Annotated in this window: 13 protein-coding genes; 10 read left to right on the top strand and 3 right to left on the bottom strand. The window is 42.5% G+C overall.

The features are described 5' to 3' along the window. Positions 1 to 51 precede the first annotated feature (51 nt). The 4 genes from nirD to ACO06Y_RS05615 are packed head-to-tail and all read left to right on the top strand — an operon-like array spanning position 52 to position 2,827. Positions 52 to 429: a nitrite reductase small subunit NirD gene (gene nirD, locus ACO06Y_RS05600; protein ID WP_422082844.1), complete on the top strand. Its 378-nt coding sequence runs from the start codon at positions 52 to 54 to the stop codon at positions 427 to 429. Further along, positions 426 to 590 carry a hypothetical protein gene (locus tag ACO06Y_RS05605; protein WP_422082845.1) on the top strand — a complete coding sequence of 55 codons (165 nt, stop codon included), beginning with the start codon at positions 426 to 428 and terminating at the stop codon, positions 588 to 590. The genes nirD and ACO06Y_RS05605 overlap by 4 nt, the downstream gene beginning before the upstream one ends. Before the next feature lie 6 nt (positions 591 to 596). Continuing rightward, positions 597 to 2,441: a type IV pili methyl-accepting chemotaxis transducer N-terminal domain-containing protein gene (locus ACO06Y_RS05610; protein ID WP_422082846.1), complete on the top strand. Its 1,845-nt coding sequence runs from the start codon at positions 597 to 599 to the stop codon at positions 2,439 to 2,441. Positions 2,442 to 2,461: 20 nt separating this feature from the next. After that, positions 2,462 to 2,827: a DUF7009 family protein gene (locus tag ACO06Y_RS05615; protein ID WP_422082847.1), complete on the top strand. Its 366-nt coding sequence runs from the start codon at positions 2,462 to 2,464 to the stop codon at positions 2,825 to 2,827. Positions 2,828 to 2,858: 31 nt separating this feature from the next. Here ACO06Y_RS05615 and ACO06Y_RS05620 read toward each other — a convergent pair whose 3' ends face one another. Then, positions 2,859 to 3,983 carry a helix-turn-helix domain-containing protein gene (locus tag ACO06Y_RS05620; protein ID WP_422082848.1) on the bottom strand — a complete coding sequence of 375 codons (1,125 nt, stop codon included), beginning with the start codon at positions 3,981 to 3,983 and terminating at the stop codon, positions 2,859 to 2,861. A gap of 157 nt (positions 3,984 to 4,140) precedes the next feature. Between ACO06Y_RS05620 and ACO06Y_RS05625 the strand changes: the two genes are divergently transcribed. From ACO06Y_RS05625 to ACO06Y_RS05645, 5 genes are all read left to right on the top strand, one after another. After that, positions 4,141 to 4,896, top strand: a complete 756-nt coding sequence (locus ACO06Y_RS05625) for an ABC transporter ATP-binding protein (protein WP_422082849.1) — start codon at positions 4,141 to 4,143, stop codon at positions 4,894 to 4,896. Positions 4,897 to 4,922: 26 nt separating this feature from the next. After that, entirely contained in the window at positions 4,923 to 7,286 is a 2,364-nt protein-coding gene (locus ACO06Y_RS05630; RefSeq protein WP_422082850.1) for an ABC transporter permease, read from the top strand. Between the two features lie 14 nt (positions 7,287 to 7,300). After that, on the top strand, positions 7,301 to 9,238 hold the full coding sequence (locus tag ACO06Y_RS05635; protein WP_422082851.1) for a serine hydrolase domain-containing protein: 1,938 nt from the start codon (positions 7,301 to 7,303) through the stop codon (positions 9,236 to 9,238). Positions 9,239 to 9,609: 371 nt separating this feature from the next. Then, a complete protein-coding gene (locus tag ACO06Y_RS05640; RefSeq protein WP_422082852.1) occupies positions 9,610 to 9,918 on the top strand; it encodes a hypothetical protein in 309 nt (102 codons plus the stop codon). Between the two features lie 64 nt (positions 9,919 to 9,982). Next, positions 9,983 to 10,252, top strand: coding sequence for a hypothetical protein (locus ACO06Y_RS05645; RefSeq protein WP_422082853.1), 270 nt, complete (start codon positions 9,983 to 9,985; stop codon positions 10,250 to 10,252). Positions 10,253 to 10,477: 225 nt separating this feature from the next. Here ACO06Y_RS05645 and ACO06Y_RS05650 read toward each other — a convergent pair whose 3' ends face one another. Both ACO06Y_RS05650 and ACO06Y_RS05655 read right to left on the bottom strand, forming a co-directional pair. After that, the gene (locus tag ACO06Y_RS05650) at positions 10,478 to 11,827 is read right to left on the bottom strand and encodes a sensor histidine kinase (protein ID WP_422082854.1); all 1,350 of its coding nucleotides are present in this window, start codon (positions 11,825 to 11,827) and stop codon (positions 10,478 to 10,480) included. Continuing rightward, entirely contained in the window at positions 11,827 to 13,191 is a 1,365-nt protein-coding gene (locus ACO06Y_RS05655) for a sigma-54-dependent transcriptional regulator (RefSeq protein WP_422082855.1), read from the bottom strand. Before ACO06Y_RS05655 ends, ACO06Y_RS05650 begins: the two co-directional genes overlap by 1 nt. Positions 13,192 to 13,505: 314 nt before the next feature. Between ACO06Y_RS05655 and ACO06Y_RS05660 the strand changes: the two genes are divergently transcribed. Beyond that, complete coding sequence (locus ACO06Y_RS05660; RefSeq protein WP_422082856.1) at positions 13,506 to 14,852, top strand: TolC family protein; 1,347 nt, start codon at positions 13,506 to 13,508, stop codon at positions 14,850 to 14,852. The last annotated feature ends 13 nt before the right edge of the window (positions 14,853 to 14,865 follow it).

Genomic DNA, 14,865 nt, shown 5'->3' on the forward strand with positions numbered 1-14,865 from the left:
TCATTTTAGGATATAGGAATTGTATTCAAAAGTGAGCATAAAAACTGAATAATGATATCAGAACTGAATACCTATCAAGCAACTAAGAAAGAAAAAGTGACGGTTTGGTTCAAGGCCGCTGAAATTTCCAAATTCCCGAAAAATGGAGGGGCTTGTGTAAAATATAAGGATAAGCAGATTGCGGTATTTAATTTTACCCGAAAAGGAGAATGGTACGCTTGTCAAAATTTATGTCCCCATAAAATGGAAATGGTCTTGTCTAGAGGGATGATCGGCGGGGAGGGTGAGCATCCAAAGGTAGCTTGCCCTCTACATAAAAATACCTTTTCGTTGAAAACCGGTGAAAATCTCAATGGTAGTTTGGACGCTATCGCAACCTATCCCATAAGAATTGAGAACAACTTTGTGTATATTGGCTTTTCGGAATGATTCTTAAGGCACTCATAGGTGACAAAGCCTATCATCTTTTTGATGAAGCCAATAGAAATGACTCCCATGGAGAAATATACGAAGAGCGATTCTATCCCATGGAATTACGCTATGCCATCAGGATGACGGAGACCTTTAATGAATTTGCCTCCGCACAATAATTAGTTATGGAAAGCAAACAACAAGCATTGGACATTGCTACTTTCTTAAGGGTAAGAAAGTGGTATCTATTGGCCATTGCCGCTATTGCCCTGACCATAATTGTTGCACAGATCCTGATCCAACAACATCTCAATTCGCAATTGAACGATTCCCGTGTTATTAACGTCGCGGGTCGACAACGTGCCCTTAGCCAAAAACTGGTCAAAGAAGCCTTGTTATTACAGACTTTGGATTCCAATAAGTTTAGCCGGCAAGAAATCATAAACAATTTAAGCCAGACCCTTTTCACTTGGAAAACTTCCCATAACGGCCTACAAAAAGGCAATGATAGTATTGGTCTTCCGAGGGAAGGGAATGTAGCCATATTGCGGTTGTTCGCGGATTTGAATCCTCATCATGAGGCTATGGTCCTAGCCGCGGAAACCATTATCAACGATGGGGATAATCCGGATATGCGCTCCACTTCGCACCAAGAAGAACTACAGGTGCTTTTGGCCAATGAGCAACTGTTTTTGACCAAAATGGATGCCATCGTAAACGAATACGATATTCAGAGCAAAGAAAAACTGCAAAGACTCAAATTCAAAGAGTACCTATTGCTTGCTTTTTCATTGTTGATATTGTTTTTGGAGGTAGTGTTTATTTTTAGACCGTTGTCCATTCAGATTCGGGAGACCATATCAAAGTTGATACAAAATCAAAAAAAGTCGGAGGCCACCGCTTTTGAGGTCAAGCGACTTTTTACGGAGAAGGAAAAATCCTTACAACAGTTACAGGAACTCAATTTTGTAATAGACAATGCGGCCCTCTTCGCAAGCACACGGAAGGATGGTACCGTGGTCTTCATCAGCAAAAAGTTTTTGGCCCTTTTGGAACGGGAAGATATTCAATTGAACATACCGTTGTCCGAGATCCTTACCGAGAACCCCGGTCAACAACAGTATCTTAGGGAAGTCTTGACCAGCAAACGCAAGAACATCCGAACCGAGGAAATTAAGATTGAGACAAAAACAGGAAAGCGTCTTTGGCTGGATATGTCGATTATCCCCATGCACCTATCGAGTTTGGAACAAAGTATATTGATTTTGTGTTCGGACATTACCGAACGCAAGAAAAATCAAATGAAAGTTGAGGAGCTTACCAAACAAAACTATGAGGAACGCATGCGTCAAAAGCAATTGCAGGCCAGTCAAATCGTGGAAGGGCAGGAAGAGGAACGAAAGCGTATTGCCAAGGATATACATGACGGGATAGGGCAGATGCTGACCGCTTTGAAATTCAACATAGAATCCATCAACACGGACCAAAAGGAAAGGACCAAAGAAAAGATCGCGTATTTAAAAACGTTGACGGCCGACCTTATAAAGGGAGTACGTACCGCCACTTTTAACCTTACCCCGCCGGAGTTGGAAGACCACGGTATTTTTCCGGCACTTCAAAAAATGACCATCGAACTAAGCAAACTTACAGGAAAGAATATTTTGTTTGAAAACAAGGCCGGTGGAAGTATTCGGTTCGATTCCCTTGCGGAAACCAACATTTATAGGGTGACCCAGGAGGCGGTGAATAATGCGATCAAATATGCCGATGCCAATTATATTTTGGTGTCCATCAATTACGTAGACGGCCTTTTGAGTGTAGTCATTGATGACGATGGCAAAGGTTTTGACTCCTCTATTTTGGACAAGGTGGCCAAAAATAATAGTGAGGGAGGTATGGGTGTCTTTTTTATGAAAGAACGCATTAATTATATCAATGGGCGCTTGTTTATCAATTCAATACCTGGGGAAGGAACTCGGGTTACCATAAATTACAAGGCAAGGGAAACGGTATTGAATGGAGTAGACTGATTTTTTGTAAAAAATAAAAAATGAAAATACGGATTAAAGGAAACTCGGTACGTTATCGATTGACCAAACCAGAAGTAGCGGCTTTCTGTCAAAAAGGTCGATATGAGGAAACAACGAACTTTGGCGCAAAAACCCTAATCTATGCCCTTGAGGGCAAAGCGGGAATCAAGGAATTGGAGGCCGATTTTACGGGGGACACCATTACCCTTTATCTTCCCCAGGAGGAACTCTTAACTTGGGCCGATAACGACCGCGTAGGCTATGCCAATTCGGTGGACTGGAACGATAGCGGTGCGCTTTCGCTTTTGGTGGAAAAGGATTTTACGTGTTTGGACAATACCATAGAAGATCAATCCGATAATTACCCAAATCCAAAACTGTTATAGTGGAATCGTTTTGAGCAAATGCTTTCCTAAGCTAAGAAATATGTTTTTTATATTCCGTGGGGGTTTGGCCCGTAAATTTTTTAAAGGCCCGGTTGAACGAGGCTTTGGAATTAAATCCACTTTCAAACGCTATCCCTAAAAGGGTAAGGTTTTGATGTTCCCCCAACCGAATTTTTTCCTGGGCAGCCTCTACGCGATACATATTTATAAAATCGAAAAAGTTCTTTCCCTCAAGACTGTTGATTACTTGGGACAAATGATTGGGTTGTACCCTTAACCTTTCGGCCAGGTTGTATAAAGTGAGCTCCTTCTCCAAATAAGGTTGTGTGGTTTTTATCAATTCCAACAAGGCGGCCTGTATCTGTTTGGATCCTTTTGTGTCCAAACCGGAATTTCGATACTTCAAGGAATCGGGCTTTGCTATTATTTCTTCCGGCCTTTTATCGGAATATGTATAAGGATGTTGATGACCCATGAATACAGAAGGTTGATGGAGGCCAAAATACCCCATCAGGAAAATGAATAGACATATGGCAATATGGGCAATTATCCCTCCATATTGCGGGATAACTATTGCCGTAAACCGATCTAACAATAAACTGGACCCGGCAATGAACCATATAATGAGGATGCCCCAGCTTAGAAAACCGAGCCAACCTAAATTCTTGTGTTCTATATTGGAGAAAATATGGGCCACACGCGCCTTGTGCCCCCTCAACTTAACCAGTACCAGTACCAGATATACCAAGAGACTCCCCATTTTTAAGATGGTAATCATATTTCTCAGTAGTGGAACCATTTCAGTACCGGAAAAAATCTGGATCAAAAAAAGAACATATCCTACAACAAATGGTACAAAATGATAGGTATGTTCCCGCTTTAAGCCAAAACTTTCTTCGGTCAGGGATTGGGTATACAGCCAAAGTAATGGCCCATGGGCAAAAATAGAGACTTCACTGAACTCTAGGATTAAATGCTGCCACAACGAGAATGGCACCGTGGCCTCATACAGTACAATAAGGGAAATCAGGTTTGCCACGAACACAATGAGCCAGACCACAAGAATTCGGTTCGCCAAGGATTTGTTCCTCTTCCCAAGAATCAAAGCTATGATGAAAAGGGTCAAGCTGCCGCTGGCCACAAAGAGGTACTGCATGGTTTTTTTATTAAAGGTAGAGATTTGTAAAAAGAACGAGGGATCACTTTCCAGGATTTCGTCTCATGTCTCAGGGAAAGGGTGCCAACCTTCACGTTGCGGCGCTTGGCATTCCCAATTATTCTTGTTTTGCCCTTGAAACATAAAATCGCAAAACATGGATGCCGTTCCGATTGTAAAGACAGAAGCATTGAGCAAATCGTTTAACGAGGGATCAAAAAACCATACCGGGATTGCCAATGTAACTATTGAAATCAATGAAGGGGAATTTAATGTCATTATGGGGAATTCCGGATCAGGGAAATCAACACTCCTGTATTTACTGAGCGGATTGGACCACCCCTCACAAGGACAGATTTTCCTGAACAATACCCCAATTCATAAGCTTGGCGAAAAGGCCTTGGCCCTTTTTAGAAGGAACCATATCGGTTTTGTTTTTCAGGACCATAATCTTATTTCCGAGCTTAGCTTAAGGGAAAACATTCTTATTGTAGGGTACTTGTCCAAACAGGACAGAAAGGTGGTTCAGACAAGGACATCCTTACTTCTAAAGGAACTGGAATTGGATGGTCTTGCAGATAGATTGCCCTCTCAAGTCTCGGGCGGAGAACGTCAGCGTTGTGCCATCGCAAGGGCCCTGGTCAATAACCCTAAGATTCTTATGGCGGATGAACCTACGGGAAGCCTAAATTCCTCAGCCTCCAAAAAGGTACTTTCCTGTTTTAAAAAAGTTCACGATGAGGGGCAGACCATACTTATGGTCACCCATGACCCGAAATCGGCCTGTTATGGGGACAGGGTTCTTTTTATACGGGATGGAAAGGTGATAGACTCCCTCAAATTTGGAATAGATGACGATTTGGGAGAACGCAATGAGGCATTGTTACAATGGTTGCGGTCTCTGGGATGGTAAGAATACCCTAATAAAAAGAAACGGACATGAGAAGCCTTTTACTTATACATTTAAAATACCTCGTTAAGCGCAAGAGGGAATTCCTTTTGGTAGGATTCAGTTTGGTTTTGACCATTCTTCTGTTGAGCATTGCCCTTAGCCTACTCCGAATCATCGGACAGCCCTTTGATATCACCTTTACCAATCTTAAGGCGTCCGAAATTCTTTTGTTATTCGATAATCGAAACGATGACAAGGATAAAATCACTCAATGGTTTTCCAAACAGGATGAGGTTTTGGGCGCGTCGGCACCAAGTCCCTATATTATGGTGAATGCACCGCTCATTCATGGGGAAAGGGAAATAGACCTCAGCGTTCAGCTGACGGAACACAACACGGGCCACTTGACCCAGGACCAGACCCGGATTTTAAAGGGAGCGTCCAGGGAACATCCAGATCATGGAGAAATATGGCTCCCGAGTCACTTTGAAAGAAGTTTTGATCTACAATTGGGGGATACCCTTGGACTGAGCATAAATGGAGCGTTACAGCAATTGAGAATTTCGGCATTTGTGGTAGACCCCCACTATTTGAGTGCTATTTTCAATCCTACCCGGGCCTGGGTCGCCCCGGGCGAACTCCCCTTTTTGGCACCCCTTTCGGAATTGAACAACAACATGATGGGAATCAGGCTTAAGGACAAAAACCAGTTGGATGCTTTTTGGAAACGCTTCAACGAAAATTTTGAGTACTCCGGCAAGAGCCTACAATACCCGCTTTTCAAAAGGGCTTTTACAAGCTTTTATACCTTGCTGAGCTCCGTTCTGATGATTTTTTCGGTCATGGGGCTTTTGATATCCCTTTTAATCATCAATCATACGATTTCAAGTCATGTTTTTTCGGACTACAAGCAAATAGGGGTACTAAAGGGTGTAGGATTTACCCCTGGGAACATGGTTACCCTTTACCTCATGCAAATGAGCTTTCTTGCCTTGCTAGCCCTTCCCTTGGGTTTATTTGTTTCATGGTTTGTGGTTCGAGCTGTGGTCAACTGGATAACTGAACCTATGGGAATACCGGACTTTACCTACGATTTAACTACACCGGTCTTGGTCTCTTTTGGGATTACGCTCTTCTTGATTTTTGCAGTTTCCTTTTTTTCAGCTAGAAAAGCGGGTCTTGTAAAACCCGTAGAGGCCATTCGGAACTCTTTTCAACGAAAGGGAGGTCGCTCAAGAAAAGCATCCAAAGCCTTTTCTTCCTTATGGCTCCCGCTGTCCCTGTTATTGGGCGGACGTTTTTTAAACAGCCAAAGAAGAAACCTGGTTCTCATGGGAATTAATATGGCGGGAATTGTATTTGTGGTCATTTTTTGTGTGAACATCGCCAATTCCTTTGACAAGATTCATACCGACCGAACTGCATGGGGTTTTGATAAAGCTGATGTGGTAGTCAATCGCAATAGCTCCGTCGTTTTGGCCCTTAAACATGGGCAATTGATGGAAATGCTCCGGAAATACAATAACAAAATACGAACCATTACCCCATACAATTACACCAATCTTTTTCTGCTGTCCCAGGACAACAAAGCGGTAAAGGAAATACAGGGAAAGGTCTATTCCGGCACTATTTCCAAAACGGGATTGGAAAACATCATAGGCAATCACCCTGTTTCGGACGATGAGATATCGCTCTGTATAGGAACCGCACAGGAATTTGGAAAACAAATTGGCGATGAGGTCGCTGTTTTTATCGAGGGGCAAAATAAAGTCTTTACCATAACGGGTATCTATCAGGATGTCGGGAATTTTGGACAGGGCTTTCGTTTGCAGGAAGAGGCATTATTGGCATTAAACCCACTATTTGAACCCCGATTTTATGGCTTGGAGCTATACCCCAATGTAGAACGGGACGAATTTAGATTACGGTTGGAGAACCAATTTGGTGAAACCATCCGAACAGAGCTGGGCGTAGAAGAAAGAAAGTCTATGGTATCCATGGTTATGAATATACGAATAGCTGTTTTTACCATTTCCTTGTTTTTCGTTTTAGTGCTGGTCTTGATCATTTACAATGATCAGAACATCTATATCCAGCAGAATAAGATATCCTTTGTAAAACTCAAATCCCTTGGGTTTACGGTTAAGAACTTGAGAATGATATTGCTTTGGAAGACCCTCTTGAATTTGGTTTTGGGGATGTCTATTGGGATTCCCCTATCCCTATGGTTGGGCCCCAAAATTATGAACATCCTTACGGCCGATATTGGTTTGGTCCGTTTCCCTTTTATCCCTTCCCCAATAGGAATGATAGTGTCAATAGTAGTTCTTTTTGTCCTGGGCGCATTATCCGTATGGTTCGCTGCCGCTGCCCTACGAAAACTAAATTTTAGAATAATCTCCAACCTGTAAAAATTGCCGTAATCATGTTAAGAAGAATACGAACATCAAAACACCTTTTTCTGGCAATGTCTTTTTTATGGGCAACCCACAATGGCAGTGCCCAAGAACTTCGGACGTTGGATCGTTATTTAAATGAAATCTATGAAAATCATGTAATTCCCGGGTTTTCCGTGGTTGTGGTCAATCCTAAGGGATACCTTTATGCAAAGGGGTTTGGAAAGGAGCGATTGGACCTATCGGCACCTTTCACCAAAAAATCGGTGAACGCCATTGGGTCGCTTACAAAATCATTGACCGCAATGGGCATTATGCAATTGGTGGAACAAGGAGAACTAGAGTTGGATGCCCCGGTAGTCCAATATCTTCCTTGGTTTGGAACGGCCAACAAGGATATGAGCGATAAAATCACGGTTCGCATGTTGCTCAATAATACCAGCGGACTTCAGGCCAACCCGGAACCCATTTACGACCTTTCGGACAGGGCATTGGAAAAATTGGTGCAAGACCTAAAAAGTACTTTCATCACAACAGAACCTGGATTGGCATATGAATACAGCAATCTAGGATTTAGTGTTGCCGGTTATTTGTTAAGTGAGGTATCCGGGCTTCCTTATACGGAGTATCTGGATAAGCAAATATTTGACCCCCTTGGTATGAAAAACACCTCTACGGATCCAGAGAAGTTTGATGCTTTAGGAGCATTGGAAGGGCATTATCATGGAATTGGACAGGCATACCCGGCGTTCAGGGAAAGGCAGTTTGAGTCCGGGGAATATATTCCTGCGGGATCATTTACCCGTTCTACCGCAGAGGACATTGGAAAATATCTGATTGCCTTACTTAACCAAGGGAAATATAGAGATGTTCAGGTGGTGTCCAGTGAAAGTATCGAGGCAATGTGGTCCCCGAACATCTCGTTTCCCGGACTGACGCTGGAAGAAGGCGGGGATGACAGACCCATACATTATGGGCTTGGGTGGATGATATCCGAAATTGAAGGCAGAAAAATTGTTCATCATGGGGGAAGCACAGGCAAGATGTCCTCCATGACCATGATCGATTTAACAAACCAAATTGCCGTATCAGTATTGGTCAACCTTGATCTGACCTTTATTGACCAATATCAGTATCCTACTATATACCATATGGCAAACAACATACTTCATATGGCCACTGGAGGCTCGGCTACCTCCTTTGGAAGGCCGACCATAACCGACCCCTCACGCAATGATTTTGAACTAGAAGCGACGGATACCGAAAAATATCTAGGCGATTTCATTCAGATTGGAGGAGGGGATTTTTGGGTAAATTTTGGACTTGAGCTGCATATCAAGCGCCAAAGTGGTCAGGGTCTAGAAGCTGTAGTGACCCGGGGCAAGGATACCATAAACCATTTTAAATTGGATTTTGCCTCACCGTCGCTTGCAATCGGGCGCAATATGGCCATTCCTCAGAAGTTACAGTTTAAGCTAACCCCCGACGGAACGGTCAAAGGTCTTTTCTGTTTAGGTGCAGAATTTAGCAGAGTCAACAAAAAACGTATTCAAAATTACAGAACCGTACGTGTAAAAGGTTCTATAAATTTCTCAATACCCAAAACCTGGGAACTGCGGGAAACCTCCAATAGTTTTGTCATCAGCGATCCGGAAAACCCCAGTATCCAAATACAGGGATATGTAAAAAGTTCAACCAAAAGTGGGAATACTAATGTTCGGTTCGATGCTATTTCGGATTCCGAATCCAATCAAAGCCCATGGTTCGGGCTACGGGCGGGACAGTCGGTTTGGAAACATCAAAGTGTCCTAAACCCAAAAAACGATGGGATACACACAACTTTTCTAAGTGAAATGGGCCATGTGCCTATTCATTTGGAGATTTCAACGAAAAGCGAGAATCACACGTTGACCCTTCAGCAGGTAATGGTGCCCCTGTTAAACTCCCTGCAAGTTGAGAGCTATTGACCCATGAGTTCGGCAAGTTTACGTATGTAGGGTAGAGAGCGTTTGTTTTCTTCTGTGAACTTTTCAGCTTATCCGATCGGGATATCGGCAACGAATCTTTGCTGAATGCTTCTTTTTCTTCCAAGGAAAGTTGCTTCAAAATATCAATAGGAAAGATCCGTCTGTTAACCGAATACATTTCTTTTGATCGCAATCACAAGTGCTTTTAAAACACGGGATCTGCCAGACTTGAAACTTCCATTTTTGGAAGAGTTAAATCGACATCCATAAAAAATAGTAATGCATTCCATAATAAATATAAATATAAATAAATACAAAAAAAGAATAACCTTTGTATCCAGTTTGTATAAACCCGTCAAAAAAAGATTAAAATGGAAACAAAGGAATTGGGAAAAGCTAAAAAAACAGAACAAAAAATTCAATTGGTTAAAGGAGAGTTTACCCGATCCGAGGCTTCTTTTGTTGTAAATGCCCTTATCGACGAAAAAATCAATTTTCACAAAATTCAAAGGCTTCAAATCTGGGAAGGAGATCACGGACGTGAGACCGACCAACTTGATGGCCGTATCGCGGAGCTTGAGGAAGAAAAAAGAATCGTAAAGGAATTTATTAAAGAGGCTTCCAATTTGGGACACACCTTTAAAATAAATGGCACACTTGAAATCTCCATCAACTCTTAATACCGTTTCGGGAATCCCAATTAAAGCACTTAACAAGAATTGTAGTAAACTTTAAAAATTTAAAATGCAGCTGAAAAAGAAAATTTTTTTACCAATTTTAGGCATGGTTTTTCTGGTACTTTTGAACCTGATTTCCTTTATTAACGGAGCTCTTTTCCTGGATAAGCTCTTGGCCTGCAGTTTTATTCTGACCATTGTTTTTGTAGGCAGAATCCGTGAAAGCCTGGCTCAACCTTCGTTAAAGGAGAAGACCAAGAAAGTTGAACGTCCAAGCTATGGGGAATCCCATACCCTCTTGCCAGAAGGGCAGTATAGTGCCGTTCGGTCAAGATAAAAGCGTACCTGTGCATCTCAAAGACGGGAATCATGGAACCAAAAAAGGAGGCGAATTTCGCCTCCTTTTTATGTTAGGGCAAGGTTGCCCCGGAAGAGTGCTCTCGAATTTGCCCATTCAATACCATTGACCAGTTTTCAATTGGAATAGGTAACTTCCGTAGAATTGCTCTTCTCGGAAGCTTCCGGTAAAGGTGGGTGCTGGTTTCGTGTGAAACGAATAGCACTAAAAAGTAAGCAGGAAGGACGTTTCCCTATTCGGTATCGAACGTACCTTTATATTTCCGCCATGCAGATGCATGATCTGTTTGGAAAGACTAAGTCCAATACCGGTTCCGGCATTCTTGGTGGTAAAGAAAGGCACAAAGATTTCGTCAATAAGGTCTTCCGGAATTCCGGGCCCGTTATCCCATACCTCGATAAACTTTTTACCAATTTCGTTGGTCCCGGACAAGATTTTAATGATCCCTTTTTCCTTACCTTCCAACGACTGTAGGGCATTCTTGCAAAGATTGATCAGTATCTGGGAAATTTGTTTTTCATCAATAAAAAGCTCCAGATTTTCTGGATCTGCCTTTGCTTCAAAGTAAATAGCATTGTTTTGGCTCTGTTGATCCATTAGGGTTTTTACTTTGTCCAACAACTTTTGTGCAGGAACCAAGATCTTGTCCGGCGGCGGCAAACTCAAAAAACTACGATAGGAATGTACAAAATCCATGAGGTTTCTTCCTTGCTCCTGGATTACCCCCAGACCCTTGGCGGTATTCTTTACCAGATCCTCGGTAATGTATTCGGAAGGCGCCAAACCATCTTTAAGCTGATAATATTTCAAAATGGATTCTGAAATAGAGGTAATGGGAGTGATGGTATTCATAATTTCATGGTTCAATACCCTGATAAGGCGTATCCATGAATCGGTTTCCTTCTCGTCCAATTCCTTATGGATGTCCTGAACGGTGACCAATAAAAGGGATTGCCTATCCAAGGACATTGAAGTCGCTTTTACGGCCAGATGGGTCTTTTCCCGTTCGTTGGTCAATTGAACCAGCTCACGATCAAAAGGTTCCAACCTTTCAAAAATTTCATAAAGGCCTTGATCTACTTGGGCCAATTGTTTAATATGATTCAGTGGTTTATAGTTCAGCAGCTTTTCCAATGTCGGGTTGGAAAATAGAATATGGCCTTTTTTGTTGAAGGTCATGATACCAATATTGGCCTGTTTCAAAATCTGTTGATAGTACTGTTCCCGAATCTGCAATTGAAGATGCACTTCCTGAATAAGTCCATTTACCCGGTTTAGGCTTTGGTTAAGTTCCTTAAAGGATTTAATGGATACCCTTTCAGGGAAGCGTAGGGTGAAATCCTCATTTTTTATGGCATCAAAAAAATAGGCGATTTTCCGATTGGTGGAGTTGATAAATGTAATTAGAAAATAGGTCTGGGATGCCAAAAGTATAGCTAGGATACCTGTGGCCAGGTACCATTGGTTTACAAATGAAATAGCCAATGCTATGGAGGTCGAGGTAATGAGCAGCACCCGCAGGATAAGTTGAAAATAAAAATTACGACTTGCCATTAGCTGCCCAATTTTTTCAGTTTATTGTAGAGGGTCTGCCGCGAGATTCCCAATTGCTCCGCTGCAGCACTGTAATTTCCATTATTTTGTTTTAGGGCATTGTTGATCATAAGGAGCTCCATCTCCTCTAGGGTGTTGGGTCCCGTATCCATGGAAATTGCCGTTGAGGCGGTCAATAAAAAATCCTCAGGTTTTAATACGGTGCCCTCCGAAAGGATGACCGCGCGTTCCATGGTGTGTTGTAATTCGCGAACATTCCCGGGCCAATTATAGGCCATCAATTTCTCCTGGGCGGCCTGATTGATACGCAAACCCTGTTTCCCATACTTGGACATGAACCTATTGAGATAAAAATCGGCCAATACCAAAATATCCCCTTCCCGTTCCCGCAAGGGTGGAACATTAATTTGAATGGTATTGATGCGGTAGAGCAGATCTTCCCTAAAAAGACCATCGGCCACCATTTTCTCCAAATCGCTATTGGTGGCACATATAAGCCGGATATCCACTGGAATGGATTTGTTGGATCCCACCCGTACTATGGTCTTATGTTGAATGGCGGATAACAATTTGGCCTGTGTCTGTAAGGACAGGTTTCCTATCTCATCCAGAAAAAGGGTACCCCCATTGGCGGCCTCGAACTTTCCGGCGCGGTCTTCCTTGGCATCCGTAAACGCTCCCTTAAGATGCCCAAAGAGCTCACTTTCAAAAAGGGATTCGGATATGGAACCCATATCCACGGATATAAATACCTCTTGGTTACGATGGGACGTCCGGTGGAGTTCCCGGGCGATTAATTCCTTACCGGTTCCGTTTTCACCCGTAATCAGGACGTTTACGTCCGTTTTGGAAACTTTGCGCGTTAAGTTGAGAACGGAATGCAAGGCCTTGGAGTTTCCGATAATGTAATGTTTCTTTTGGTTGATGACCTGCTTTAGATTATCCTGTCGCTGCTTCAGTTCCTTGACCTGCTTTTGGGACTTTCGCAACGCATAGGCCGATTTTACCGTGGTTAACAATCGTTCATTGTTCCAAGGCTTTAGAATAAAATCGGAAGCCCCTTCCTTAATGGCCTTTACGGCCAAATCTACCGCTCCGTAGGCGGTCATCATGATTACGGAAATATGGGGCGCTTTCTTTTTGATCTCCTTGAGCCAATACAGCCCCTCGTTACCGGAGTTTACCCCAGCAGAGAAATTCATGTCCAATAGGACAATATCCAAATCCTGAAATCCGGGGAAGGAGGAAATCTGGTTGGGATTGGAAATAGTCGCTACATTCTTGTATTCAAATTGAAGCAATATCTCCAAGGCGCTTAGCACGCTTTTATTGTCATCGATTACTAAAATATTCGCGTCCAGCATGGAAAAAATGATATGCCCTTTCGCTAGGGGATGAATTACAATATGGATTCAAATCCTTTTGAGTCTAGGGAAGTAATCCAACGAAACATATATACAAAACAGAATGGATTACCTAATGCCTCACAAAGACCTAGATAAAACTACAATTTGAAATTCAGTATTTTAAGACAGTGTCAATTTTTTGGACACTATCTGTATAACTTTTTTACAGTTGAAAAGCTTGCCACAACAAAAACAAATTATAAAACTCTATTTTTCAACACTATACATATTTGGCACAACAATAGCGTACATTTTGGCACAAGGAATAAAATATGAATTTGAAAGTAAAAATCATCATGTTCCTCATAGGCTTCATCTCCATACATCTATCGGCCCAGCAGAAATGGTCCTTGGATGAGTGTGTATCCTATGCCTTGGAGCACAACTTACCGCTTAATGATTTTGAATATACGGCCCAGTCCAATAAGGAGACCTATAGGCAATCCATTCGGAATCTGCTGCCCGATATCAGTGCATCTACCAATTATGTCATCAACTTTGGGCGTAGTACGGATCCCTTTACCAATGATGTAGTTACTACGGAATTTTTCTCCAACAGCTATAGTTTGAACGCTTCCATAGATTTATTCCAAGGCTTTCAAAAACTGAACTCCATCAAGGCTTCTAAATTTTTGTTTAAGGCGACCCAGGAAGAAGCCCTACAGCAAAAATATCTATTGGCATTCCGAGTGATGCAGGCATTTTATGATATTCAGTTTTTTGAGGGATTGGTTGCTATTTCCAAGGAACAGGTGGCCGTGTCCCAATCCAATTTGGACTTGGTAAGGAAACAGATTGAACTGGGCCTTATGGCAGGCGCCGATCTTTACGAGGCGGAATCCCTTTTATTGGCGGATAAATTGAACCTTACCCAAAGTGAAAATCAGCTGGTGACGGCAAAGCTGCAACTGATCCAGGAAATGAACCTGGAAGATGCGGACGATATCAGCATACAGCCCGTAATGGCGAAAAAAGAAACTTTTGATGAATCCGCGCAGATTCAGTCCGACTCTATCTTTGCCGAGGCCCAAAGCTTTTTGCCCTTGATCAAGGCGCAGGAATTTCGGGCCAAGGCCGCGAAAAAACAGGTCGCCGCGTCCAGAGGGGTATTATATCCTTCATTGAACATGTTTTGGGGTGTAGGTACCGGATATTTTGAAACGACCCGGGATTCCTTGGGAAATACCATTCCCTTTCGGGATCAATTCCGGGACAATACCTTTCAATTTATCGGGGTAGGCCTAGACATTCCCATTAGCAATAGATGGGCCAACCGATCCAGGGTGAAGCAAAATAAGATTGAACGTCTTAGGGCGGAGAACAATTTGGATGTACAAAAGCAAGTGCTTTTTCAGACCATTCAACAATTGGTTCAGGAATATAAGGCCCTCCAGGCAGAGTATGAGCAAAGCGGCCAAAACGTGGAGGCGCAGAACCTGGCCTTTACCATTGCCCAAAAACGATACGAAAAAGGATTGATCAATGCGCTGGAACTTTTTACGGCAAAAAACTTGTTTGCCAGTGCCCAAAATACAAACTTACAGGTTAGGCTCCGTCTGGAAGTCAATAAAAGCACCTTAGATTTTTATAGGGGCCTACCCGTATTTGACATTAATTAAAGGAAATACATTT

The sequence above is a fragment of the Ulvibacterium sp. genome (assembly GCF_965228935.1).
Classification (GTDB): domain Bacteria; phylum Bacteroidota; class Bacteroidia; order Flavobacteriales; family Flavobacteriaceae; genus Ulvibacterium.